The following is a 24,235-nucleotide window of genomic DNA, read 5'->3' as shown; positions in this document are numbered from 1 at the left end:
CTATGGCCGGCCCGTTTTATCTTTGCCGGGCAGAGCCTCAAACGCATCATTTCCAGAGCGTATTTATCTGATAACGCATTTATTTATCTGTTTCTTCTACTTTACCCGTTTCTTCCGGCAATGCCTTATCATCGTTTTCTTCCTCACCCAGAGCGGCTTCTGAGATACGCTCCACCGAGACTACCTTTTCGCCCGCGGCCGTATTAAAAACAATCACCCCTTTGGTCGCGCGGCCGGCAATGCGGATACCTTCCACCGGCACGCGGATAAGCTGGCCATTATCAGAAACCAGCATAAGCTGATCCCCTCCTTTGACCGGAAAAGCAGCAACAAGCTTGCCTATTTCTTCTACCCGCGCTGTATCAGTGGCCTTAATCCCCTTGCCGCCACGGTTTGAGACACGAAAATCATAAGAGGAAGCACGTTTGCCATAGCCGAATTCGCTAATAGTCAAAATCATTTCCTCCCGCGCGCGCAAAGCCTCATAACGGCCGGCTTCCAGCACAATATTTTCTGCCGCGCCTATATCTTCCGCCTCACCGGCGCCATCTGCCGCCGCCTCTTCTTCCTCGCCGGCAGCAAGGGCGCGGCGCTCAGACACAGCCTGCTTCATATAGGAAGCGCGCTCCTGCGGCGCGGCCTCAACATGCGCCAGAATCGCCATGGAAATGACCCGATCATCAGCCCCCAGCGCAATACCGCGCACACCAAGCGAGCTGCGACCGGCAAAAACGCGAATATCCTCTACCGGAAAGCGAATGCTCTGGCCGCCTGCCGTCGTCAGCAAGACATCATCATTGGCAGAACATGTCTCCACCGATAAAATCTCATCACTGTCTTCTTCCAGTTTCATGGCAATTTTGCCGTTACGGTTAATCTGGGCGAAATCGGAAAGCTTGTTGCGCCGCACTGTGCCGCGCGTAGTGGCAAACATGACATCAAGCTCTGCCCATTCCGCCTCATTTTCCGGTAGCGGCATAATAGTAGTTATCCGCTCTCCCTGCTCTAAAGGCAGCATATTGATCAGCGCCTTGCCGCGCGATTGCGGCGCACCCACCGGCAGGCGCCATATTTTCTCGCGATAAACAATGCCGCGAGAAGAAAAAAACAAGACCGGCTGATGTGTATTGGCGATAAACAGGCGGGTTACAAAATCTTCGTCCCGTGTCGCCATGCCTGAGCGTCCCTTGCCGCCGCGCCGCTGCGCCCGATAGGCAGAAAGCGGCACCCGCTTGATATAGCCGGCATGACTGACGGTTACCACCATATCTTCCCGCGCAATCAAATCTTCATCTTCAACATCGGCACCGCCACTGCCAAAATGAGTGCGGCGCGGATTATTGGCGGCAAATTCCTCTCTCAGCTCGGCCAGTTCGCCCTTGATAATGTTCCATATACGCGTGGGGGAGGATAAAATATCAAGATAATCAATAATTTCGGCACCGATTTTTTTCAATTCATCGCCAATTTCATCACGCCCCAGCGCGGTCAGCCGCTGGAGGCGCAAATCCAGAATAGCGCGCGCCTGTTCTTCCGACAAATTATAGGTCTCATCATCATTGATAATATGCCGCGGATCATCAATCAGGCGGATAAGCGGCGCCACATCGGCGGCCGGCCAGCGGCGCTCCATTAATTGCGCGCGCGCGGCAGCCGGATCGGGCGCGCGGCGGATAAGGGTGACAATTTCATCAATATTGGCAACGGCAATAGCCAGCCCCACCAAAACATGAGCGCGCTCACGCACTTTGCGCAATAAATAATTGGTGCGGCGGCGAACAACTTCCTCACGAAAAGCCAGAAAGGCCCGCAGCATATCCAGCAGCCCCATTTGCTGCGGCCGACCGCCATTCAAGGCCACCATATTGCAGCCGAAAGAGGTTTGCAGCGGCGTCCAGCGATAAAGCCGGTTCAGCACGACATCGGCCACAGCATCGCGTTTCAGCTCAATGACAATGCGATAACCGTCACGGTCGGATTCATCGCGCAAATCGGCAATGCCGTCCAGTCGTTTCTCCCGCACCAGCTCGGCGATTTTTTCTATCATCGCCGCTTTATTAACCTGATAGGGAATTTCAGTGACAATAATCGCCTCACGATCGGCGCGAATTGTCTCAATCTCTACCTTGGCGCGCATAATAACCGATCCGCGCCCGCTTTCATAAGCAGAGCGAATGCCGGAGCGCCCCAATATCAGCCCGCCAGTGGGGAAATCCGGCCCGGGAATAATGGCCATTATTTCGTCCAGAGTGAGACCCGGCCGATCAATCAGCGCCATACAGGCATCAATAATCTCACCCAGATTATGCGGCGGAATATTGGTGGCCATACCGACAGCAATACCGCCGGAGCCGTTAACCAGTAAATTGGGAAAACGCGCCGGCAGCACCACCGGCTCCCGCTCCCGCCCGTCATAATTATCCTGAAAATTGACTGTGTCTTTATCAATATCGGCCAACAGCCATTGCGATAATTTTTCCAGCCGGGCTTCGGTATAACGCATGGCCGCCGGCGGATCGCCGTCAATGGAGCCGAAATTGCCCTGCCCGTCCACCAAAGGGTGACGCATGGAAAAATCCTGCGCCATGCGCACCAATGCGTCATAAATAGAGGCATCGCCATGCGGGTGATATTTCCCCATTACCTCGCCGACAACACCGGCCGCCTTGCGGTAATCGCGATTCCAGTCCAGCCCCATGCCGTTCATGGCATAAAGAATGCGCCGGTGCACAGGCTTGAAGCCGTCACGCACATCAGGCAAAGCGCGCGCCACAATAACGCTCATCGCATAATCGAGATAAGAGCGGCGCATTTCTTCGGCAATATTAACCGGCGTCACGCCGCCTGTATCATCAGCAGCAGGCAATAAAACTTCGTCAGCCACGAAAACAACCAATCCCTGAAAAAAGCATTATCCCCCCTATATATTGCGACCCTATGCCTGCCCCGCTTAAATTGCGGACGGGAGAGACGCAGGAAAAGCAGCAGGCTTTTCCTTTATAAACGATTAAAAACCAAAAAGCCAATCGGAGAGGGCGAAATCGGCATATATATATATATAAATTTCAAGGCATTATACAATTTTATGAAAAAACAGTGGACGATTTGAGCGAATTCCCGCGGCAGAACGAAAAAAACAGGCCGGCCGGCGATTTTGCCCGGCGCATTGCCGCACCAATCCTTTGTCTATTGTCAGGGCTTTTCATCTTGGCACAATAATTTTATAGTGCGCCGGGATCGTCATCGGAAAGAGAGTCTGCCATGCCCATTACCAGTTGGACCAATGATTTTGTCGCGCTTGTCGTTATCACCGATCCGATAGGGCTGATCCCTATTTTTCTTGGCCTGACAGTGGGCATGACCAAAACCGACCGGCAGCAAACCGCGCTGATCGCCGCTATTATTTCTTTTGTCATTATCGCCATTTTTGTCTTGGGCGGCATTGAGGTGCTGGCCGCTATGGGCATTTCGCTCGACGCTTTCCGCGTGGCGGGCGGCATTTTATTATTTTACATTGCTTTCGAGATGATTTTTGAAAAAACGCCGGAAAGACGCGCCAAAACGGCAGAAATAGCTGTATCGCGCGATCATATTCGCAATATTGCCGCTTTTCCGCTGGCTATGCCGCTTATTGCCGGGCCGGGCACGCTTTCCGCCTCTATTTTAATGGCAACCAAGCATAGCGGCTTTTCCGGCCTGGCCATGAGCCTCGGCATTGTGGCCATAGCAGTTATTATCTGCTATATTTGCATGCTGCTGGCCACACCGATTGAAAGGGTAATCGGCGATACCGGGCGCTCCATTGTGGCAAAATTATTCGGTATTCTGCTAGCTGCCATGGCTGTGCAATTTGTTGCCAACGGCTTGCGCGCCCTGCTTTTTGCCTGAAGGCAGCAAACCGGCACAGCCCGCCAGTCGCAAATTGCCGCGCATTATCGCTGCCGCGAAATTGTAGCTTTTTTTCATTATTATCCGCCTGCCGGCCAAGCCTTTATTCTGCCTTTAACGCCGTCAAAACAGCGGCGGCGGCATAAAAATCCCGCTCGCGCCCGGCGCGCCTTTGCGCCGCTTCAGCATCTTGTCCCCATTGCGCCATGGTCCAATCTTCCTCAATCTGCGCTAATTGCCATGCTTCCCGCACGGCAAGCGCGCCGCTTTCCACCATAAAGGCCAGCAAGGCCGAGCCTGAAACGCAAGTCATGACATGCAGAGCCGCCAGCGCAAAAGGCGTGCATGCTGTTGCCGGGCTTAGCCTTTGGCGCAAATAAGCGCTGACGGCAGCCAGGGCTTCCGGCTTCTGGCTTATAAACATTACCCCTGTGCCCGCCTGAAATTCCGCCTCCATAATCTCCCACGCCCAATCCAGCACTTTATCCCAGCCCTGGGCCTGTTTTTCCGCCAGTTCCCGCGGTGAGTCGGCGCGATAAAACACCATATCGCCGGCGCTATAGCGCAATATATCTTCCCGCACTGGCTGCTGATTGGCCGAGAGGCCGTCAATAACCGTATTGGCCAGCCGATTGACCGGCATTAAAGCGGGGTTTACAGTGTTTTCCTGCGCCCGGAATTCCTCAGCAATCAGTTCCGCCAGCGCGCGGCAAGGCACTATAAGCGGCCGGCGTGCCGGCGTTTTGACAGGGCGGCCGTCCAGTAAAATTGTGAAATGCGGGCAGGCTGCCTGTTCCATTGCTATTTCTGCCACAATTTCGCCAGCCGCTGCCGGTGCCGTTGCCGCAGATCCGGCGCTCTCGCCCGCTACCGGTGCCACCTGCACATTTTTGTAAAAACGCCTGGGCAAAAGCGGCGGCGCGCCGGTTTTATTTTCTATTTTCATAAAGCCTCAAACTTGCTTTAATGGGTTACATAAAATTTATAGACGGCTTTATGCAGCTCTTCCCGGCCAATCTGGAACCATTCCGTATTGCGCCCGTTTGCGGCTTTAATTCTTTGATAGCCGTTTCTCGCCAGAAACCGGTGCAGCGCATGGTCATCAAACGGCCGGCCGCTTTGGCTGACGGCCTCAATCTCCCATAAAATTTCAGGGCGAATATCGGCTGTCCTGAGCTGTGCTGTAATTCTGTCCTCTGTGCGTTGTTGTGTCTGCCCCAGTTTTATCAGCCCCTGTTTGCCGTAAATTGTATAAGCATAAATTTTATTGCGCCCGGCGGCTAAGGCAAAGCGGCTCTGATAAGGCGGCGCAAACCGCGCCTGCCAGGCCTGATAGAGCTGTTCAAACTCCTTTTGTTCAAGGCTGTAGTAATAAAAAGCAAAGCCAATCGCCACAGCAAGAGCCAGAATAGCCACCGGCATAGCAGAAAACCCCGCCAGCACCAGAGCCGCACCGGCCATAAAGCAGATGGCATAAGCAGCCAGAACATAATAAAGGCTGCCATTTTTCCAGCAAAGCGGAGATATATATCCCTTCAACAGAAAAGCCACCGCCGCCGCCAAGGCCTCGCTTTCTACTTTCGTTAAGTGCCGCTTTCCTGCCATTTACCTACCTGCCCGCTTTAAACCCGCAATCTTTTATTGCTCTTCTGCTGCCGTTTCTGCCCTAAAGCCCAGCAAATTAAAACTCTGCACCATATGCGGCGGCAAAGGCGCCGTGCACGCCAAAATACCGCCGCCGGGGTGCGGCAGGCGAATGGAGCGGGCGTGCAAATGCAGGCGGTTTTGCATGCCGCCCGGTAATTGCCAATTATCATCGGCAAAGAAATATTTGTCATCACCGATAATCGGGTGGCCCATATAGGCGGCGTGAACGCGCAACTGGTGGGTGCGGCCGGTATAGGGTTCCATTTCCAGCCAGGCAATATTGCGCCCGGCTTTATCGACCACGCGGTAATAGGAGACAGCATGATCCGCTGCCACTGTTCCATGCGGGCAAACACGCATTTTATCACCCTGAGCGGTTTTTTCCCTGACCAGCCAGGTGGAAATTTTATCCTGCGCCTTGCGCGGCACCCCGCGCACCAGCGTCCAATACGTCTTTTTACTCTCCCGCGTGCGAAAAGCAGCAGTAAGGCTTTGCGCTGCGCCGCGTGTGCGCGCCACCACCAGAATACCGGAAGTCTCACGATCAATACGGTGGACAAGCCGCGGCTTTTCCCCTTTTTTATTGCGCCATGCCTCCAGCATGCCGTCTATATGGCGGCTAAGCCCTGAGCCGCCTTGCACGGCAAGACCGGCCGGCTTGTTAAAGATAAAGACTTTGTCATCTTCATAAAGCAGCATTTTGGCCAGCGCCTCGCCGTCACTGCTCTGGCGCAATAATTTTTTGCTCAGCCCGCCGGCGCCGGCGCTGCTATCACTTTTTGCCGCGGCGGCCGCCGGCCCGCCCGGCAGCGGCGGCACGCGGACAAATTGCCCGGCCTGCACCCGCATATCTGATTTTGCTCTTTTGCCGTCCAGCCGGATTTGACCTGAGCGCAGCAGTTTCTGCAAAGCGCCAAAGCTCAAATCGGGGTAATGCAGCCGGAACCAGCGGTCAAGCCGCATAGCATTTTCTTCTTCCTCTACCTTTTGCAAGGCAAGTCCTTTCTGCCGCTTTGCCCGGCATATACCCCGATTAACCCTGTTCTGACCCTTGGTTTATCCTGTTTCCGGCGGCCTCCTGCCCTGGCGCCGGGAAACAGGCGCTTATCACATGTCGTTACAGGCAAGGCAAAAAAGTGTCCGCCGGCACCTCTATATAACAGGCAAATTGCCTTTATAATAGGCCTGTTGCGGCGGGAGCCGGGCCTAAGGCCAATCTGCCCGCCAGAGGCCCGGCAAGGCAAGAACAGCAGCAATCGCAATCAGGGAGCATATTCGTGTCACTAATCCAGACTTATCTGCGCGCTTTATCTTATTTGCGGGAAGAAAAGCATGCCTTTTTTTCCATTTGCCTTGCCAATATTGTGCTGGCTGCCATCACCATTGCCGAGCCGATATTATTTGGCCGCGTTATTGACGCAATAGCCAATAAAACCGGCATTTTCAAGACGCTGGGCTTTTGGGTTGCCTTTGGCATTTTCAATATTATTGCTTATGTGCTGGTGGCGCGCGGGGCCGACAGGCTGGCACATCGCCGCCGTATGGGCGTTATAACCCGTTCTTTTGAAAAAATTATTGCCATGCCGCTGTCATGGCATCAGCAGCGCGGCACTTCCAAGGCTCTGCATACGCTTATCCGCGCCGGAGATTCGCTCTTTTCCATCTGGCTGGAATTTATGCGCCAGCATTTTTCCACCATTATTGCTCTTCTTGTGCTGATCCCCACCGCTCTGCATATGGATATTCGCCTGTCTATGGTTCTTGGTGTTTTAGGGGTGCTGTATCTGATGATTGCCCGCCTGGTTATGCGTAAAACCAAAGGCGGCCAGGCGGCAGTAGAACATCATCACCATGTTTTGTTTGACCATATTACCGATTCCATCAATAATGTTGCCGTGGTACAGGGCTATAATCGTATCCGGCAGGAATCGCAATCACTGCGTTCACATGCTGCCAATTTGCTGAAAGTGCAATATCCGGTGCTTAACTGGTGGGCGCTGGCCAGCGGGCTTAACCGCATGGCTTCTACCGTTTCTATGGTGATTGTGCTGCTGCTCGGCGCTTTTCTGGTAACACAAGGCCGCTTGCGGGTGGGCGATGTCGTGGCTTTTGTCGGCTTTGCCCAGTTAATGATTGGCCGGCTTGACCAGATTTCCGCCTTTATCAATCTGGCTGTTTCCAGCCGTTCGCGCCTGACGGATTTTTTTGAGCTGGAAGATGCCACCAAAGCCCTGGCCGAGCCGAAAAAACTGCCTGATTTACCCAATGTCAAAGGTGCAGTGAGTTTCAGCCATGTCAGTTATGAATTTGCCGATAGCGGTCAGGGGGTTTATGACATTTCCTTTGACATTAAACCGGGGCAGACTGCTGCAATAGTCGGCCCGACAGGCGCAGGCAAAACCACGCTTATCAATTTGCTGCAGCGGGTTTATGAGCCGTCAATCGGCAATATTGCCATTGACGGTATTGATATTGGCACTGTCAGCCGCGACTCCTTGCGCAAAAATCTGGCTTCTGTCTTTCAGGACGCCGGCCTGTTCAAACGCTCTATTGCCGAAAATATTTTGATAGGCCGCAGCTCGGCCACCAGAGCGGCAATGATAAAAGCCGCGCGCGCCGCTGCCGCGCATGAATTTATTGTCGATAAAGCTGAGGGCTATAATACTCAGGTGGGGGAGCGTGGAGCGCTGCTTTCCGGCGGCGAGCGTCAGCGCATTGCCATTGCTCGCGCCGTGTTGAAAAACGCCCCTATTCTGGTGCTGGACGAAGCGACAAGCGCTCTTGATGTAGAGACGGAAGCCCGCGTCAAGGAAGCTCTGGACAAAATCAGCCGCAATCGCACCACTTTTATTATTGCGCACCGGCTCTCCACCGTGCGCAATGCCGATATTGTGCTGTTTATTGAACATGGCCGGCTGGTGGAGCAAGGCACATTTAACCAGTTAGCGGCTAAAGGCGGCCGTTTTACCGCGCTTTTGCGCGCCGGCGGCCTGACCATTGATATTGCGCCCGCTAACACAACAGCGGATAATGTTACCCCCTTCCCGCGCCGCGTCAAGGCTTAGAACCAAAGAGAGTGCAGGCAGAAACAGCAAAACAAAAACAGACCGATGCTTACGCGCCGCCTGTTTTAAGAATGCCTCAGCCTGCCAATAGCGGCTGCAATATGTTTTTCTGCAAAAAATAATCAGACGGTGCGGCGGCAATAATAATCTCAGCCTGGCGGCGCAGTTCTGCTTTATTATGGAAAAGCTCTTTGAACACAACTTCATTCTGTTTAGAAAAACTTTCCAGCGGGCTGAATCCGCTTGAAATTTTACCGTAATTTTTCCTTTCTAAAAAAGCAATATTTGACAATTTCATTCTGAAGCTTCCGGGCTTTAACCCGCATATATCCGCAGCAGCCTTTATATATTTCTGTTTATCCTTTTGTATATTTCCCCTTCCGCAAAAGCAGCTATAAAGCCCCAAGGCTAAAATCTCATTATCCCTATTCCACTTATCCAATTTATGCCGCACCTCATCTTTATAAGAATACAAGCCTTGCATCTGCCGTTAAACCCCCGCGCTGCGGGACAAATCAAACTAGGTTTTGCAGTTAAGAAAATCCAGATGCGCATTCAGGCTGATAAATTGCGAACAGGCATTTTTTAATTCCCAGGCAATAGTATGCTCCCATGAATAAATGCGGACAATAAAGCATTCCTCTACCAGATCCTCAACCACCGGGACAAAATCACGATCACCGGAAACAAGAATAATTTCATCATGTTCCCGGGCAATTTTGCTGCTATAGGCATCTTTGGTGATCTGGTGAGCAATAGCGACATCAACCTTTTTCTCTTTACTGGCATAGTTGTAATCATCGGTATTGCCGTTATTCTTTTCATAACCGACAAGTTTGCAACCGGCACTTTCAATAATGCTTTTAAACTTTGCCATATTATTGAAAGAGCCGAAAATCTTCGGCCTTGGGCAAATCACCGCCTCTTTGCCGCATAATAACAGGCGCAAAGCATTATAATCCGGACTCCAGCCGGCGGAATCGGCAACACCGCGCCCGCCATACAATAAATTTGAATTATCAACATATATAAATTTCATTATATATTCCCCTAATTACTCCACCCAATAGCCAAATTTCCGATGGCGGCCCCCTCTACCCTTTGCAGAATCACAGGCGAAAAGCTGCAATATTATTTTATCTTTTCATCGGGGCGGCCGCTTATAACCGCGTCACTATATTTCCTTATCCTCCTTCTCAACCGGCCGGCGGTTGCGGCACACAGCCAAAAAATGAACAAGCCCGAATGCCCCGCAATATGAGCAGACGGAACCGCATAAAACAAAGCCGTAATTCCGGCTTTTACCATAATTTCTGTGAAATCCCCTCTATATGCCCCCAATCGCATGTTTCAGCTCAACATGCTTCACTGCCCGGTGATTCGGACATAATTATAACACCATATTGCTGCGCCGTTTGCACCACAAAAATCACCGCCGGCAAAGGCAAGGGGCGCCGTCTTATTGCCGGCAAAGGCAGCGAGGCAATAAGACTCTGTCAAATCTGCCACCCATTCGCTGCAAATTCTAAGCTTTTGCCGATATTTTTTTGCTTTTTTGCTGCCGCTGCAACAAATCCCGCAAAAACGCTCCGGTATAAGAGTTTTTTTCCCGAATAATATCTTCCGGCCGACCTTTGGCAACAATATAACCGCCGCCATCGCCGCCTTCCGGGCCAAAATCCAAAATCCAGTCTGCCGTTTTGATCACTTCCAGATTATGCTCAATTACCGCAATCGTATTGCCTTGATCAACCAATTCATGCAGCACTTCCAGCAATTTGGCGACATCGTCAAAATGCAGACCGGTTGTCGGCTCGTCCAGAATATAAAGCGTGCGCCCGGTCGCCCGGCGCGCCAGCTCTTTGGCCAGCTTGACCCGCTGCGCCTCACCGCCGGAAAGTGTGGTTGCCTGCTGGCCGATTTTGACATAGCCGAGGCCGACTTTTACCAAACCGGCCAGCCTGTCGCGTATAGCCGGCACGGCGGCGAAAAATTCCGCCCCTTCCTCCACCGTCATATCCAGCACATCGGCAATAGATTTGCCTTTAAACAGCACTTCCAGCGTTTCACGATTATAACGCTTGCCATGGCAGACATCGCAGGTCACGTAAACATCGGGCAGAAAATGCATTTCAATTTTCAGCACGCCGTCCCCCTGGCAGGCTTCACAGCGCCCGCCTTTGACATTAAAGGAAAAACGCCCCGGCTTATAGCCGCGCGTTTTTGCTTCCGGCAAATTGGTAAACCAGTCGCGTATCGGCGCAAAAGCGCCGGTATAAGTGGCCGGATTGGAGCGCGGCGTCCGCCCAATGGGCGATTGATCAATATCGATCACTTTGTCAAAAAATTCCAGCCCCTCTATTTTATCAAAAGGCGCCGGCTGGGCGCGGCTGCCCATAATTTTGCGCGAGGCGGCTTTATAAAGAGTCTCCAGCAAAAAAGTGGATTTGCCGCCGCCGGAAACCCCGGTAACGCAGGTAAAAGCGCCGACCGGAATTTCCGCCGTCACATTTTTCAGATTATTGCCGCGCGCGCCAATAAGCTTAATCTGTTTATTTTTATCAATTTTCCGCCGCATTGCCGGCACGGGCACCGATTTTTTGCCTGATAAATATTGCCCGGTCAGCGAAGCGGGATTGGCCATAATCTGCTGCGGTGTGCCCCGGGCAACAATCTGCCCGCCGTGAATGCCGGCTGCCGGGCCGACATCAACCACATAATCCGCTGCTAAAATAGCATCTTCATCATGCTCGACGACAATCACCGTATTGCCCAAATCGCGCAAATGGCGCAATGTATCCAGAAGCCGGGCATTATCGCGCTGGTGCAGGCCGATAGAAGGCTCATCAAGCACATAAAGCACCCCGGTCAGGCCGGAGCCGATTTGCGAAGCCAGACGGATACGCTGGCTTTCCCCGCCGGAAAGTGTGCCGGAAGAACGCGCCAGCGTTAAATAATCCAGCCCGACATCATTTAAAAACAGCAGCCGCTCACGGATTTCCTTTAGAATACGGGTAGCAATTTCCCGCTGCTTGGCGCTAAAGCCGCGATCAACGGTTTTGAACCATTGATCAGCCTGGGCAATGGACATTTCCGCCACCTCACCAATATGCAGACCGCCGATTTTTACCGCCAGCGCTTCCGGCTTCAGCCGGTAGCCGCCGCAGGCCTCGCATGGTGTGGCTGCCATAAAACGCTCTATATCCTCCCGCACCCAGGAAGAATCCGTCTCGCGCCAGCGGCGCTCGAGATTGGGGATAACCCCTTCAAACGGCTTATGCGTGGTAAATTCTCTCGCCCCGTCCTGATAGGTAACGGAAATTGCTTTGCTGCCGCTGCCGTATAAAACCGCTTTTTGTGCCTCAGCCGGCAAATCCTGCCATTTATCACTCAGTTTAAAACGGTAAACCTGACCTAAAGCCGCCAAAATCTGCTCATAATAAGCAGAAGAAGAGCGCGCCCAAGGGGCGATTGCCCCTTCGCTCAGGCGCCGGCTTCTATCCGGCACAATCAGGGCGGCATTTACCGCCTGCTTTACCCCCAGCCCGTCACATTGCGGGCAGGCGCCAACCGGATTATTAAAGGAAAACAGCCGCGGCTCAATTTCCGGAATGGTGAAGCCGGAAACCGGGCAGGCAAATTTTTCTGAAAACAGAATATGCTCATGCGTGGCGTTTTTGGATTTATTGGTGCTTTTGCCGCCGGCACTGCCCAAAGCAGCCAGCGGCCTGTCGGCAAATTCGGCCAGTGCCAGGCCGTCCGCCAGTTGCAGGCAGGTCTCCAGGCTGTCGGCCAGCCGGGCCGGCAAATCCGCCCGCACAACAACCCGGTCAACCACCACATCGATATCATGCTTGTATTTTTTATCCAGCGCCGGCACATCGGCAATTTCATAAAACTGCCCGTCAACCTTAACCCGTTGAAAGCCTTTTTTCTGCAAATCGGCAAATTCCTTGCGGAATTCGCCTTTGCGATCGCGCACCAGCGGCGCCATAATCAGCAGCCTTGTGCCTTCCGGCTCGGCCATTACCCTGTCCACCATTTCACTGACGGTCTGGCTGGTAATGGGCAGGCCCGTTGCGGGCGAATAAGGCACGCCGACACGGGCAAAAAGCAGACGCATATAGTCATAAATTTCTGTCACCGTGCCTACCGTCGAGCGCGGATTGCGGCTTGTTGTCTTTTGCTCAATCGAAATAGCGGGAGACAAACCGTCTATCCGGTCGACATCGGGCTTTTGCATCATTTCCAGAAACTGGCGGGCATAGGCAGACAGACTTTCCACATAACGGCGCTGGCCTTCGGCATAAATTGTGTCAAAAGCCAGCGAAGATTTGCCTGAGCCGGAAAGCCCGGTCATGACAATCAATTTGTTACGCGGCAGATCAATATCGATATTTTTCAGATTATGCTCACGCGCCCCGCGGACAGAAATATATTTTTGTTCAGACATTCGGCACCAATCATTATTGAAAAATTTTCGCCTGGCTCAAGCCCTCATGGAAATAGGCTTTGTTACCCGCAAATTCAACCTTTCAGGGCTAAAGCCGGCCTGTTGGCCGACAGGCAAGAGCGATAAATTGTGGAAAAAAGCATAAATTGGCGCCAAAATCATAAAAGCCGTTAACCTTGGCAGCAAAAAATGCAAAAAACTGCCATAAGAACGGGCAAATAAAGCAGCAAAAACAATCTTCAGGAAGGCAAATAATTATGGCGGGCAGTGTCAATAAGGTTATTCTGGTAGGCAATATTGGCGCCGATCCGGAAATTCGCAATTTTGCCTCAGGCGGCCGTGTTGCCAATTTACGCCTCGCCACTTCCGATAGCTGGCGCGACAAAAATAGCGGCGAGCGTAAAGAACGGACAGAATGGCACAGCATTGTCATTTATAATGAAGGGCTGGTTAAAGTCGTTGAGCAATATGTGAAAAAGGGCGCAAAACTCTATATTGAAGGCCAGTTGCAAACCCGTAAATGGCAGGATCAATCCGGGCAGGATCGCTATACGACAGAAATTGTTCTGCAAAATTTTCGCGGTGAGCTGCAAATGCTCGATTCACGCAATGGTGACAGCGGCGGCTATAATCAGGTTGCGCATAATAATCAGGGCGGCAATTATCATCAGGGCGCTTATGGTGATAATTCTTCCGGCGACAGCGTGCGCCGCGGCGGGCAGGGCAATCAGGGCGACAGTCAGGATTTCGCCCGCGATATTGACGATGAAGTGCCGTTTTGAAGGCTGAAACTCCAGGGCAGTGACAAGCCCGTAGGACTGCGAGCAGTTTTGCCGGCGGCGGGGCGGAGTTGTCGAAAGAATGGCTCGCAGCAGATAATGCGCAATATGAGCTGCCCCTTTTCCCTGCGAATCATTACCTGTATCGGCGTGCATAAGGCTTTCATCACTTTCAACGCCGGCCTATGGGCGCCGGGGGTGGCTTATCTCTTTCAGCGCGGCGCTTGATTATCTTTATCGACAATATTAGCAATTTTGAATGCACTGAAATAATTCACACCGATTTATATTTGTTTTATCGGCGATTTTTTGCCTTTCCTGTGATATATTGCTGAATATTCCGCATTTTTTTGCCGGATAATCCGCTCTTTTACGCCTTGCAGCGCAGGACTATATGCGGCATTTTTCACCAGTCACGCTCTTTGACAGAAGGCGCAAGAGGCAGTAACGGTAGAGGGGGCTCGGCAACCGCTTTAGACGACTCTATAAGACATTTCGCAGTTTTTGAGGCGTAATATGAAACTGGCAGGCAATATTCTGACGGCTGACGGCTGGATAAACGGCCATTTGACAATAAAAGACGGATTGATAGCCGGAATTAACAGAATTTCGGGGGAAATTGTGACAGGTGCCCCCTGCCTTATCCCCGGTTTTATTGACCTGCATGTGCATGGCGGCGGCGGTTATGACATTATGCAAGGCGGTGAAGCAGCGCGCGTCCTCGCCCGCACCCATGCCCGTTTCGGCTCGACTTCCGTGCTGGCCACCACCATGACAGCGCCGCCGGCCGCTATTGACGCAGCTTTTGCGGCCGTTGCCGCTGTCCGGCGCAACCCGCCGGCAGACGGGGCGGATATTCTCGGCATACATTTGGAAGGGCCGTTTATCAACCCGGAAAAGCTGGGGGCGCAGCCGGCTTATGCTATTCGCGCCGATAAGGAATTCATCAACCGCCTGAATGCCGCCGTTCCAATCCGCATTATCACCATAGCGCCGGAATTTGCCGAGAATCTTGCCCTTATTCCCTGGCTGGGCCGGCAGAATATCCGTGTGCAAATCGGCCATACACTGGCCGATTATGAGCAGTGCTGCTGCGCTTTACAGGCGGGCGCCAAATCTTTCACCCATCTCTATAATGCCATGTCACCGCTCTCACATCGCGCGGCCGGCGCTGTCGGAGCCGCTTTGGCTCATGCCCGTTATTGCGAAATAATCCCCGATCTGGTTCATGTCGGCAAAGGCGCCATGCGCGCCGCTATGCGCGCTATTCCGCGCCTTTACGGCATTACAGACGGAACAGCGGCCTGCGGCATGCCTGACGGGCAGTACAGGCTTGGGGAGAACGATATTTATAAACAAGGCAATGCCGTGCGGCTGGCAGACGGGACTTTGGCCGGCAGTGTGTTGACGCTTGATAAGGCGCTGAAAAATTTTATCCGCCTGGGCGATTCGCTGGCTCAGGCCTCGCACCGCCTGAGCGCTTATCAGGCCGATTATTTGGGGCTGCAAGATCGCGGGCGGCTGGAAATCGGCCTGCGCGCCGATCTGAATATAATTGATACGCATTATAATATTATTGATACTTATATTGCCGGGCGGCGTGTCGGCCGGGACAAAGACTGAAGAAAGGCAGGCAATGACAACATTTATGTATCAGGAAGCAAGCAGCGCGCCGGAGCACATTGCCTTTGCCCTGCGGGAAAATGCCCGGCAAATGCGGGAATTGGGAGAAAAACTGCGCCTTGTCAATCCCTTTGGCGGGGTAACAGTGGCACGCGGCAGCTCTGATCACGCCGCCACATATTTTTCCTATCTGTGCATGATTCGCGCCGGCATACCGGTGACTTCAGTGCCGCTTTCCCTCACTACCCTGTTTAACGCGCCATGGCGGTTAGCGCGCTATTTTGCTCTGGCTATCTCGCAATCGGGGCAAAGCACAGATCTGGTGGAAACGCTGACCGCGCTGGGTAAAGGCGGAGCCTATGCCATTTCCATGATTAACGCGCCCAATTCTCCGCTGGCGGCAGCAAGCCGCGAGGCAATCTCCCTCCATGCCGGGCCGGAAAAAAGTGTGGCCGCGACAAAAACCTATATTGCCTCTCTGGCTGCCTCTGCCCAGCTTTTGGCAGCCTGGCTGGAAGACAGGCCGTTGCAGCAGGCTTTGGCATCACTACCGGAGACTTTGCATAAAGCCTGCTCCCTTAATTGGCAAAAGGCCGTCACTATGCTTGAAAATGAAGAAAAAATGATTGTTATCGGCCGCGGTCTTGGGCTGGCAGTTGCGCAGGAAGCGGCGCTTAAATTCAAGGAAGCCTGTAATATGCAGGCAGAGGCCTTTAGCGGCGCGGAAATCAAGCACGGCCCTATGGCTTTGGTCGGCAGCGGTTACCCTGTCCTGATTTTCGCTCTGCCCGGACAAGGCCAAAGCGGGCTTCTTGCTCTGGCGCGGGAGTTTCGCAGCCGTCAGGCCAGGGTGCTGCTGGCAGCCGATACAAATATTGCCGATCGCGATCTGGATATTGCCGCTGCCCCTGACAGCGCCCTTTCTCCCATTAGCGCCATACAAAGTTTTTATATTATGGTGGAGCAACTGGCGCGCGCCCGCGGGCTGGATCCTGATACGCCCCGCTTTCTTAATAAAGTGACTGTTACCGTTTAAAGGTTTTAAGCTTTTACAAACCTGCCAAGGAGCTGCCATGTCCGCCAATCTGTCACAAAGCTGGCTTATTTCTGCGCCGATTGACGGGCTTTGTGTTCCGGTTCATGCTATACCAGACCCTGTTTTCTCTCAGGAAATGTTAGGCTCAACTGTAGCTATTGAGCCATTGGGGGATCATTTATGCGCGCCTGCCGCCGGCACAGTGATTCAATGTGCGCCGACACGCCATTCTGTCACGCTGAAGCTGGCTGACGGAGTAGAAATATTGCTGCATTTAGGGGTGGATACGGTTAAGCTTAACGGCGAAGGGCTGTCGCTGCTGGTCAAACCGGGAGATTATGTTACAGAGGGAACGCCGCTTATCCGGTTTAATGTTGATAAAGTAGCTGTCGCGGCCACCAGCCTGATTACACCGCTTATTTTTGTCGGTGAAAAGCCTTTGCGCCTGATTGCTCTGGCAACAGGGCGCGTGGCAATGGGCGCGCCTTTTGCCAGGCTTGTTGCCGCTGACGCGGCGCATACAGGCAGCAAACAGCCGGACGCCGGCGCGGCAAAGGAAATTGTGGAAGCAAGCGTTGAAATCGCACTGGAAAACGGCCTGCATGCCCGCCCGGCCAGCCGGCTGAAAGCTGTGAGCGAGCGCTATCAGGCTGATGTTTTTATCCGCAATAAAGCTAAAACAGTCTCGGTGAGCCGCATTGCCGCTCTGCTTGATCTTGGCCTTATGTATAAAGACAAGGTTGTTATAACCGCCGGCGGCGCGCAAGCGGCACAGGCAATAGCGGAAATCCGCAAAATACTGGAAACGCCGGAAGGAGTGACAAGCGGCCCGGCACTATCTGCTGCCTGTAGGCCGGATAAGAATCAAACTTTTCCTGCAACAGATATTTTACAGGGTCTGGTGGCAAGCCCCGGCTATGCTATCGGTTTATTGCGTTTTTTCAAACCCGCTCTGCCTGCTTTTGCCGAATATGGCAAGGAGGCAGAAATTGAGAAGCAGCATTTGCAGCGCGCCATAAAGGCTTTGCAAACGCAGCTCAGAGATAAAGTGCAGGCGGCGGAAAATACAGCTCAGGCTGATATTCTTGCCGCTCATCGGGCTTTGCTTGATGATGACGAGCTTCTTGCCGAGGCGCTGGCGCAAATACAGGCAGGCAAAAGCGCCGCCTTTGCCTGGAAGACTATTATGGACAGGCGCATTGAGGCTCTTGCCCGCTCTGCTAATCCGCTCATTCGCGAGCGCACCGCCGATCTGCGCGATATTCAGCTTCAGCTTATTAGTTTGCTGCCCGGCAATACGGCGGCAGAACCGGCAGAAACAGATAAATTTGGCGGAGCGATAATTGCGGCAGAGGATATTACGCCTTCGCAGTTTATGATGCTTGCTGCGCAAAAACCTGCCGCTTTGTGCCTTGCTTATGGCGGCATTACCTCTCATGTCGCTATTTTATGCCGCAGCAAAAACATTCCATGCCTTATGGGGTTGGGAAAAGCTGTTCTTGACCCGGTTTTACTACAAGGGCATACCGTTATTCTTGACGGTGATAAAGGCATAATACAGCTCAAGCCAACGGTAGAGCAGCTTGCAACAGCGCGCCGCCGGCAGGAGCTTACAGGCCAAAATGAGGCAAAAGCCAAAGCGGAATCTGTCCGCCCGGCTGTCTCTAAAGACGGCCGGCTTGTCCTTGTTGCCGCCAATATTGCCGGGGCTTTGGAAGCAGAAAACAGCCTGATCAATGGCGCTGATGCCGTCGGGCTGTTTCGCAGCGAATTTCTGTTTCTGGGGCGCGACAGCGCTCCCTCAGCAGAGGAACAGCAACAGCAATATCAGGCCGCAGTGGACGCTATGCAAGGCCGGCCGGTTATTATCCGCACTTTGGATATTGGTGCCGATAAACAGCTTTCATGGCTGAAAATAGGCGGCGGCCCTAATCCTGCTCTGGGGATTCGCGGCGCGCGTCTTATCCTGACCAATCCTGAATTGATGTCAACACAATTAACAGCCCTGTTGCGTGTCAAAGCAAAACCGCTGAAAAACGGCAAAAGCCCGGTGCAAATCATGGTGCCAATGGTAACAGATATTCATGATTTTATTGCTGTCCGCGCTATGATGGAAGAATTGGCCGGCAAATTGGGAATAGACAAAAGAGAGGATTTTCTCATGCCGCAATTAGGCGCCATGATTGAAGTGCCTTCTGCGGCGCTCATGGCCGCCAATCTGGCGCGCGAGGCAGATTTCTTTTCTGTCGGCACCAATGATCTCACCCAATATACGCTGGCCATGGACAGGGAAGAAACAAAGCTCAGTGCGCGGCTTGATGTTTTGCACCCTGCCGTGCTGCGTTTGATTGCTTTTTGCTGTGCGGAAGCGGCAAAGCAAAATTGCCCTGTCGGCATTTGCGGCGCGGCGGCGGCCGATACTGTCGCCGGGCCGGTGCTGGCGGCACTGGGCGCCGAGGAATTGTCGATGGAATCACCGCATATTGCGGCCGCCAAAGCGCGTTTGCGCCAAATTGATCTCGCCGCCTTGAAAGCAGAGTGCGAAAAAGCCCTGACGCTGGCTGACGGCGCAGCAGTGAGAGAAAATCTCGGCCGCTGGCTGGCCGCGCAGATAAAAACCTCATAAACGGAAAGCGCCTATAAATGGAACAGACAATCCCGGCCGGCGAAACGCAATCTAAAAATAAAGCGGGCTTTTTGGCGCGCCTGAATATTATGGGCGCCTTGCAATTACTCGGCCGATCGCTCATGCTGCCTATTGCCGTCTTGCCCGTGGCGGGCATTTTATTGCGGCTCGGGCAGCCGGATTTGCTGAATATTCCGGCTATATCTGCCGCCGGCGGAGCAATTTTTACCAATCTGGCGCTGATTTTCGCTATTGGCGTTGCCATCGGCCTGGCTGAAGATAATCACGGTTCCGCCGCTCTGGCAGGCGCGACCGCTTTTCTCGTTTTAAACGCCACTTTAAACAGCCTTGACAAAAATCTTGATATGGGGGTTTTAGGCGGCATTATTTGCGGCATTGTGGCCGGTGTTTACTATAATCGCTATAATGCTATTAAAATGCCGGAATATCTGGCGTTTTTTGGCGGCAGGCGTTTTATTCCCATTATATCGGGGGCGACAGCGCTGCTTCTCGCCTATATATTTGCCTATATCTGGCCGCCGGTTGAACACGGCATTAACAGCCTTGGCAATTTTATGATTGAATCGGGCAATATCGGCCTGTTCTTTTACGGCCTGTTTAACCGTCTGCTGATTGTCACGGGGCTGCACCATATTCTCAATAATCTGGTCTGGTTTCAGTTCGGCTCATTTACCGATGCTGCGGGGGGGATTATCCATGGTGATATGAGCCGGTTTTTCGCGGGCGATAAAACAGCGGGAATCTTTATGGCCGGCATGTTTCCCGTTACCATGTTCGGCCTGCCGGCAGTGGCGTTAGCTATTTACCGTAATGCCAAAGCAGAGCGGCGGCCGGTGCTGGGCGGCTTGCTGCTATCTATGGGGCTGACTTCCTTTCTTACCGGTATTACGGAGCCGATTGAATTTTCTTTTATGTTTCTTGCCCCGGCTTTATATGCTGTGCACGCTTTTCTTACCGGGCTGGCAATGATTATTATGAATCTGCTTGATGTAAAGCTCGGTTTTACTTTTTCAGCCGGCGCTTTTGATTATGTTCTGTCTTATGGCAAAGCGACTCACCCTTTATGGCTTATCCCGATAGGATTTTCCTATTTTGCCGTTTATTATTGTATTTTCAGCGCTGCAATTCGTCTCTTTAACCTGAAAACCCAAGGGCGAGAGCCTGAGTCAGATGAGTCTTTGGCCGGGGTCAGGCAAGCCGGCGGCAATATTGGGCGCGATTTTGTCGCCGCGCTGGGAGGAGGGCAAAATCTGTCTTCTATCGGCGCCTGCACCACAAGGCTGCGGCTGACTGTCCGCAATCAGGATAAAATTGATGAAAAGCAGCTCAAACAACTAGGTGCTGTGGCTGTCATGAAAATGCGCGATGATAATGTTCAGGTTATTCTCGGCCCTATTGCCGATGATATTGCCCAAGCTATGCGTTCCGCTGTCGGTGCCGGAGATAATAATAAAATAATAATGGCCGGCGCCGGCGAAAGCAGTGCTTTGAGTGCGGGCGCAGAACCGCCGCCAGCCGGCCTTCATAGCGCGCCAATCACTGCTGCTGCCCTGGCCGATTGGGTGACAGCCTTTGGCGGCCGCAGCAATTTGCGTAAAGCCACGGCCATTGCCGCTACGCGCCTGCGGCTTGAGCTTGCGGATACAGATGCGCTGAATACCGCTGCTGTCACCTCTCTCGGCGCGGCGGCGGTTGAAATATTGGGCAAAGAGCTTGTGCATATTATTTTCAGCTCACAGGATTTACCGCGCCTTCTTGCTGCCCGATTATCGCCATAATACTCCCGCGGTTCCGGCCGTGCCCGGCCCGGTAAAATTTTCAGTCCTGCCAGCCTCTTCTGCTCTGTTTCTCCTTAGCCGGCGCGTATTAACTCGGTTCAGGCGCGCTGCGTGATTTCGCGCGCACATAACCTCTCCGATTTGCTCCATTGAGCTGCTCGCTCTATATTTAGGGCAAAACTGCGCCCTATATTGTAGTTTCCCCGGCGGATTCTGCACAAATCCCGCGCAAACAGCCATAAATAGCGCTGCTTTGTATTTTTTAAAAGTAAGCGGCAGCGGAATAACAGAATTTTATTGGTGCAAGCAAGATAGTTTCTATATTTTTCTGTCTAATCACAGTATATACTGAATTATAACATAATTAAGACTGTTTCCATTGTAAATTTATAAATTGCTGGAAAATATATGTTAGTATAGCTGGGCTATTGAGCTAAAGGAGGCAGACTATGCCGATAAAATATCCTGTTTTAAGCTGCCTGGCTCTGCTGCTTTGCCCCGTCTCTCTCGCCGGGGCAAAAATCTATCAGGCGCCGCTGCCGGATACCGGCTATAATAGTGACAATTCCTATAATTTCGGCAGTGAACCAGGCTATAGCGCGCCGCAAGCCCACTATACCGCACCCCTAGGCCGCTATTCTGCCGCCACAGTGCAAAAACATTATTACGATAATGAGCAAAGCGATTACGCTGCGCCACAGCGCCATTATCGCAATCCGTTCCGCTATCATCGCTCCTATAAAACTTATGCTACGCCCTATAATGGCGGCGGCTATCGCTATCGCACCCATTATTATTCCCGCGGTAACGGCACTTATGCCAGCCCCTTGCGCCATGATTATTATTACAGCCCGGCTACTCCCTTTAAAGGGGGCGGGAATCTTACAGCACCGCCAAACAGCCCCAGCCCCTATCAGGAAAATTCTTATAGCGCTTCGCCCTATCCGGCACCGCCGAGCCCGACTTATAGCCCGGATAATAATCGCCGCATTTACAGCGCACCCTATGAAGGGCAAAATTACCGGCATATTTATCCGTAAATCTGCCCGGCGCAGTTTCTTTATTTCGCCTTATTTCGCTTATAGCATTCCGATCACCGGGGGGGGTATCAGCAAAGGAAATCCGGCTATGACAGCGAAAATTCTCTACCAGACAGAAGCAACAGCCAATGGCGGGCGCACGGGGCGCGTTCATTCTGCCGATGGCGCGGTCGATATGCCGCTTGTCATGCCGAAAGAAATGGGCGGCAGCGGTGAAAAAGGCGCTAATCCTGAAACACTTTTTGCCTGCGGCTATGCCGCCTGTTTTGAGTCGGCCTGCCGTTTTCTTGCCCGCAAAGAAGGTTTGTCGCTTGGTGATGATACACATGTAACCGCCAAAGTGGGCATTGGCCCGCGCGCAGCCGGCGGCTTTCAGCTTTATGTAACGTTAGAGGCGCATCTGGCCGGCTTGAGCCAAGAGCAGGCGGAGCAGATTGCCCGCACGGCGCATAATGAAGTTTGCCCCTATTCGCACGCTACCCGTGGCAATATTGCTGTGCAGGTAGAAATTATTTAACGCTCGCCTGATCCCGCGCTTGGGTGACAAATAAGAAGCAGGGTCGCCTGCCCTCTTACCCCGCGCGGCTTGCTGTTCTATAATTTGCTGTTTTTCAGCTAAAGCGAATTTTAAGCCTTTTTAAAAGAGGGTTTTCGTGCGCTTTCGCCCGCCGGAAGAAAAAATAGAGCTTTATAAAACGGGTTTCGCGGCAGTTAATCAGGAAATGGCATCTGATATTCTGCAACGGGCGGAAATCGGCAAAAAACTTTCCAATATTGTGCAGAATGTGGAAGACTCGCTGGTAATTGCTGTCAATTCCGGCTGGGGCACCGGTAAAACCTGGTTTTTGCAACGATGGGTCGCTGCACATGGGCAGAAAAACGGCGGCGAAGCTCTGACTGTCTATATCAATGCCTTTAATCATGATTATCTGGAAGACCCGTTGCCCGCTCTTATTATGGCAATAGAAGGAAGACTGGAAGAGACAGAGGGGAAAACCAAACAACTATTTACCGAAGTCAAAAAATACGGCGGCATATTAGGGAAGTTTTTCGTTCAGGCAAGTTTAGCGGCTATAGCTTCCGGCATCAGTCTTGTGGCAGAATCCGGTGCTGAAACAGTGAGTAAAGCAATGAGTGACGCAGCCAATCAGCAAGGTAATGAGGCTCTAAATGCCTATTGGAAACAAGAAGACGACAGACGGACGACAATGCGCCGGTTTGTGCGCGCCATAGGAAAATTTGCCGCAAAACAAAAACTGGTTATCGTTGTTGATGAGCTGGATCGTGCTCGCCCTGATTATGCGCTTTCCGTGCTGGAAACGATCAAGCATTTCTTCTCCGTAGACGGTATCCATTTTGTCCTCGGCGTCAATATGGAAAAGCTGGAAAGCATGGTAAAATGCCGCCATGGCAGCGATATTGGGGCTGACGGTTATTTACAACGTTTTATCAGTTTTCCCCTGACCTTATCCGACACTATTCAAAAAAACGGCCAAGCTCATAAAACTGTTTTGGCTTATACGGAATGGGCTGCAAAAGAAATGGGGATAGAGCCGCAATTAGCGAGTTTATTACAGAATCATCTGAGCTGCGTGACAAAAAACAACTCTCTATCCTTGCGTGAAGCTGAACGAATTCTTTCTATGTTTACGCTCATTGCAACAGCAACGGGGATTAAAAATTTTTTACAGCTCCCCGTTGCAACACTGGAAATATGCCTGGCTCTAATAAGTTCAAATATTATCAAACATGATTATTATCAGAAATTTCTCAATGCAACAATAAGCGAAAGCGAAGTGCTATATTATTATGGAGTAAAAGAACAAAATTATATCGACCTGAATAGTAGATATACTAATCGCTATCACGGTTCTCTATATGAAAAGTATGAAAAATCACCTATAAATATTCTTAATTTTATAGAATATACTCTCAATTTCCCAGCTTACTACGAGCATCAGCGTAATTATAATTATGGCGTAAACAGCTCCGAAATCGGGCTCAAAAGCGCATTTATGTGGCTAAAAGCTGTTACAAAGGCCTCTGAGCCATATGGTTTGCAGAACCTCACAGAGCGATTAAAGTTAAACGGTAAGTCAGCCACTTGGCCTATATCTCAGCAAGTTCAGCAGCAATATTTAGATATATTCAACCCGGATTTCGCAGTTGATGAAAATTCAAATGAAGAATAAGGGAAACAATTATTGCACTATAGGGCAATCAAATAAACCAGGAGACACTTTTCCCCTTTCCAATTCCGGCTATTGCCCTTGCCGACC

17 protein-coding genes are annotated in these 24,235 nt (G+C 52.0%); 10 read left to right on the top strand and 7 right to left on the bottom strand.

Going from position 1 to position 24,235, the window contains the following annotated elements:
- Positions 1–79: 79 nt before the first annotated feature.
- Positions 80–2,812, bottom strand: coding sequence for a DNA gyrase subunit A (gene gyrA, locus DPQ22_RS03900; RefSeq protein WP_150213371.1), 2,733 nt, complete (start codon positions 2,810–2,812; stop codon positions 80–82).
- 449 nt (positions 2,813–3,261) lie between these two features.
- Here gyrA and DPQ22_RS03895 point away from each other — a divergent pair, with 449 nt between their 5' ends.
- A complete protein-coding gene (locus DPQ22_RS03895; RefSeq protein WP_150213318.1) occupies positions 3,262–3,888 on the top strand; it encodes a MarC family protein in 627 nt (208 codons plus the stop codon).
- A 103-nt stretch (positions 3,889–3,991) separates the two neighbouring features.
- Here DPQ22_RS03895 and DPQ22_RS03890 read toward each other — a convergent pair whose 3' ends face one another.
- The 3 genes from DPQ22_RS03890 to DPQ22_RS03880 are packed head-to-tail and all read right to left on the bottom strand — an operon-like array spanning position 3,992 to position 6,498.
- On the bottom strand, positions 3,992–4,834 hold the full coding sequence (locus DPQ22_RS03890; protein ID WP_150213316.1) for an ATP12 family chaperone protein: 843 nt from the start codon (positions 4,832–4,834) through the stop codon (positions 3,992–3,994).
- A 17-nt stretch (positions 4,835–4,851) separates the two neighbouring features.
- On the bottom strand, positions 4,852–5,493 hold the full coding sequence (locus DPQ22_RS03885) for a GIY-YIG nuclease family protein (protein ID WP_150213313.1): 642 nt from the start codon (positions 5,491–5,493) through the stop codon (positions 4,852–4,854).
- Between the two features lie 33 nt (positions 5,494–5,526).
- Positions 5,527–6,498 carry an RluA family pseudouridine synthase gene (locus DPQ22_RS03880; RefSeq protein WP_150213369.1) on the bottom strand — a complete coding sequence of 324 codons (972 nt, stop codon included), beginning with the start codon at positions 6,496–6,498 and terminating at the stop codon, positions 5,527–5,529.
- 314 nt (positions 6,499–6,812) lie between these two features.
- On the opposite strand from DPQ22_RS03880, the gene DPQ22_RS03875 reads away from it, so the two are divergent.
- Complete coding sequence (locus DPQ22_RS03875) at positions 6,813–8,600, top strand: glucan ABC transporter ATP-binding protein/ permease (protein WP_150213311.1); 1,788 nt, start codon at positions 6,813–6,815, stop codon at positions 8,598–8,600.
- 76 nt (positions 8,601–8,676) lie between these two features.
- Here DPQ22_RS03875 and DPQ22_RS03870 read toward each other — a convergent pair whose 3' ends face one another.
- From DPQ22_RS03870 to uvrA, 3 genes are all read right to left on the bottom strand, one after another.
- Positions 8,677–8,898, bottom strand: coding sequence for a hypothetical protein (locus tag DPQ22_RS03870; protein ID WP_150213309.1), 222 nt, complete (start codon positions 8,896–8,898; stop codon positions 8,677–8,679).
- Positions 8,899–9,120: 222 nt separating this feature from the next.
- The gene (locus DPQ22_RS03865) at positions 9,121–9,639 is read right to left on the bottom strand and encodes an NYN domain-containing protein (RefSeq protein ID WP_150213307.1); all 519 of its coding nucleotides are present in this window, start codon (positions 9,637–9,639) and stop codon (positions 9,121–9,123) included.
- 486 nt (positions 9,640–10,125) lie between these two features.
- A complete protein-coding gene (gene uvrA, locus DPQ22_RS03860; protein ID WP_150213305.1) occupies positions 10,126–13,053 on the bottom strand; it encodes an excinuclease ABC subunit UvrA in 2,928 nt (975 codons plus the stop codon).
- Positions 13,054–13,310: 257 nt separating this feature from the next.
- On the opposite strand from uvrA, the gene ssb reads away from it, so the two are divergent.
- The 8 genes from ssb (at position 13,311) to DPQ22_RS03820 (ending at position 24,148) form a co-directional block, all read left to right on the top strand.
- Positions 13,311–13,835 (top strand): single-stranded DNA-binding protein, encoded by a 525-nt coding sequence (ssb, locus tag DPQ22_RS03855; protein ID WP_190323134.1) that lies wholly within the window; start codon positions 13,311–13,313, stop codon positions 13,833–13,835.
- A 513-nt stretch (positions 13,836–14,348) separates the two neighbouring features.
- Complete coding sequence (nagA, locus tag DPQ22_RS03850; RefSeq protein WP_150213303.1) at positions 14,349–15,455, top strand: N-acetylglucosamine-6-phosphate deacetylase; 1,107 nt, start codon at positions 14,349–14,351, stop codon at positions 15,453–15,455.
- A 13-nt stretch (positions 15,456–15,468) separates the two neighbouring features.
- Positions 15,469–16,491, top strand: a complete 1,023-nt coding sequence (locus tag DPQ22_RS03845) for an SIS domain-containing protein (protein ID WP_150213301.1) — start codon at positions 15,469–15,471, stop codon at positions 16,489–16,491.
- A 37-nt stretch (positions 16,492–16,528) separates the two neighbouring features.
- Positions 16,529–19,117 (top strand): phosphoenolpyruvate--protein phosphotransferase, encoded by a 2,589-nt coding sequence (gene ptsP, locus DPQ22_RS03840; RefSeq protein ID WP_150213299.1) that lies wholly within the window; start codon positions 16,529–16,531, stop codon positions 19,115–19,117.
- 17 nt (positions 19,118–19,134) lie between these two features.
- Complete coding sequence (gene nagE / locus DPQ22_RS03835) at positions 19,135–20,916, top strand: N-acetylglucosamine-specific PTS transporter subunit IIBC (protein ID WP_210244016.1); 1,782 nt, start codon at positions 19,135–19,137, stop codon at positions 20,914–20,916.
- A 449-nt stretch (positions 20,917–21,365) separates the two neighbouring features.
- The gene (locus DPQ22_RS03830) at positions 21,366–21,956 is read left to right on the top strand and encodes a hypothetical protein (RefSeq protein WP_150213297.1); all 591 of its coding nucleotides are present in this window, start codon (positions 21,366–21,368) and stop codon (positions 21,954–21,956) included.
- A gap of 88 nt (positions 21,957–22,044) precedes the next feature.
- The gene (locus tag DPQ22_RS03825) at positions 22,045–22,473 is read left to right on the top strand and encodes an organic hydroperoxide resistance protein (protein ID WP_150213295.1); all 429 of its coding nucleotides are present in this window, start codon (positions 22,045–22,047) and stop codon (positions 22,471–22,473) included.
- Positions 22,474–22,609: 136 nt separating this feature from the next.
- A complete protein-coding gene (locus tag DPQ22_RS03820; protein WP_150213293.1) occupies positions 22,610–24,148 on the top strand; it encodes a KAP family P-loop NTPase fold protein in 1,539 nt (512 codons plus the stop codon).
- Positions 24,149–24,235: the final 87 nt, after the last annotated feature.

It is taken from the genome of Candidatus Tokpelaia sp. (assembly GCF_008636115.1).
Classification (GTDB): Bacteria; Pseudomonadota; Alphaproteobacteria; order Rhizobiales; family Rhizobiaceae; genus QLZD01.
This window is presented reverse-complemented; position numbering and strand designations above follow the sequence as displayed.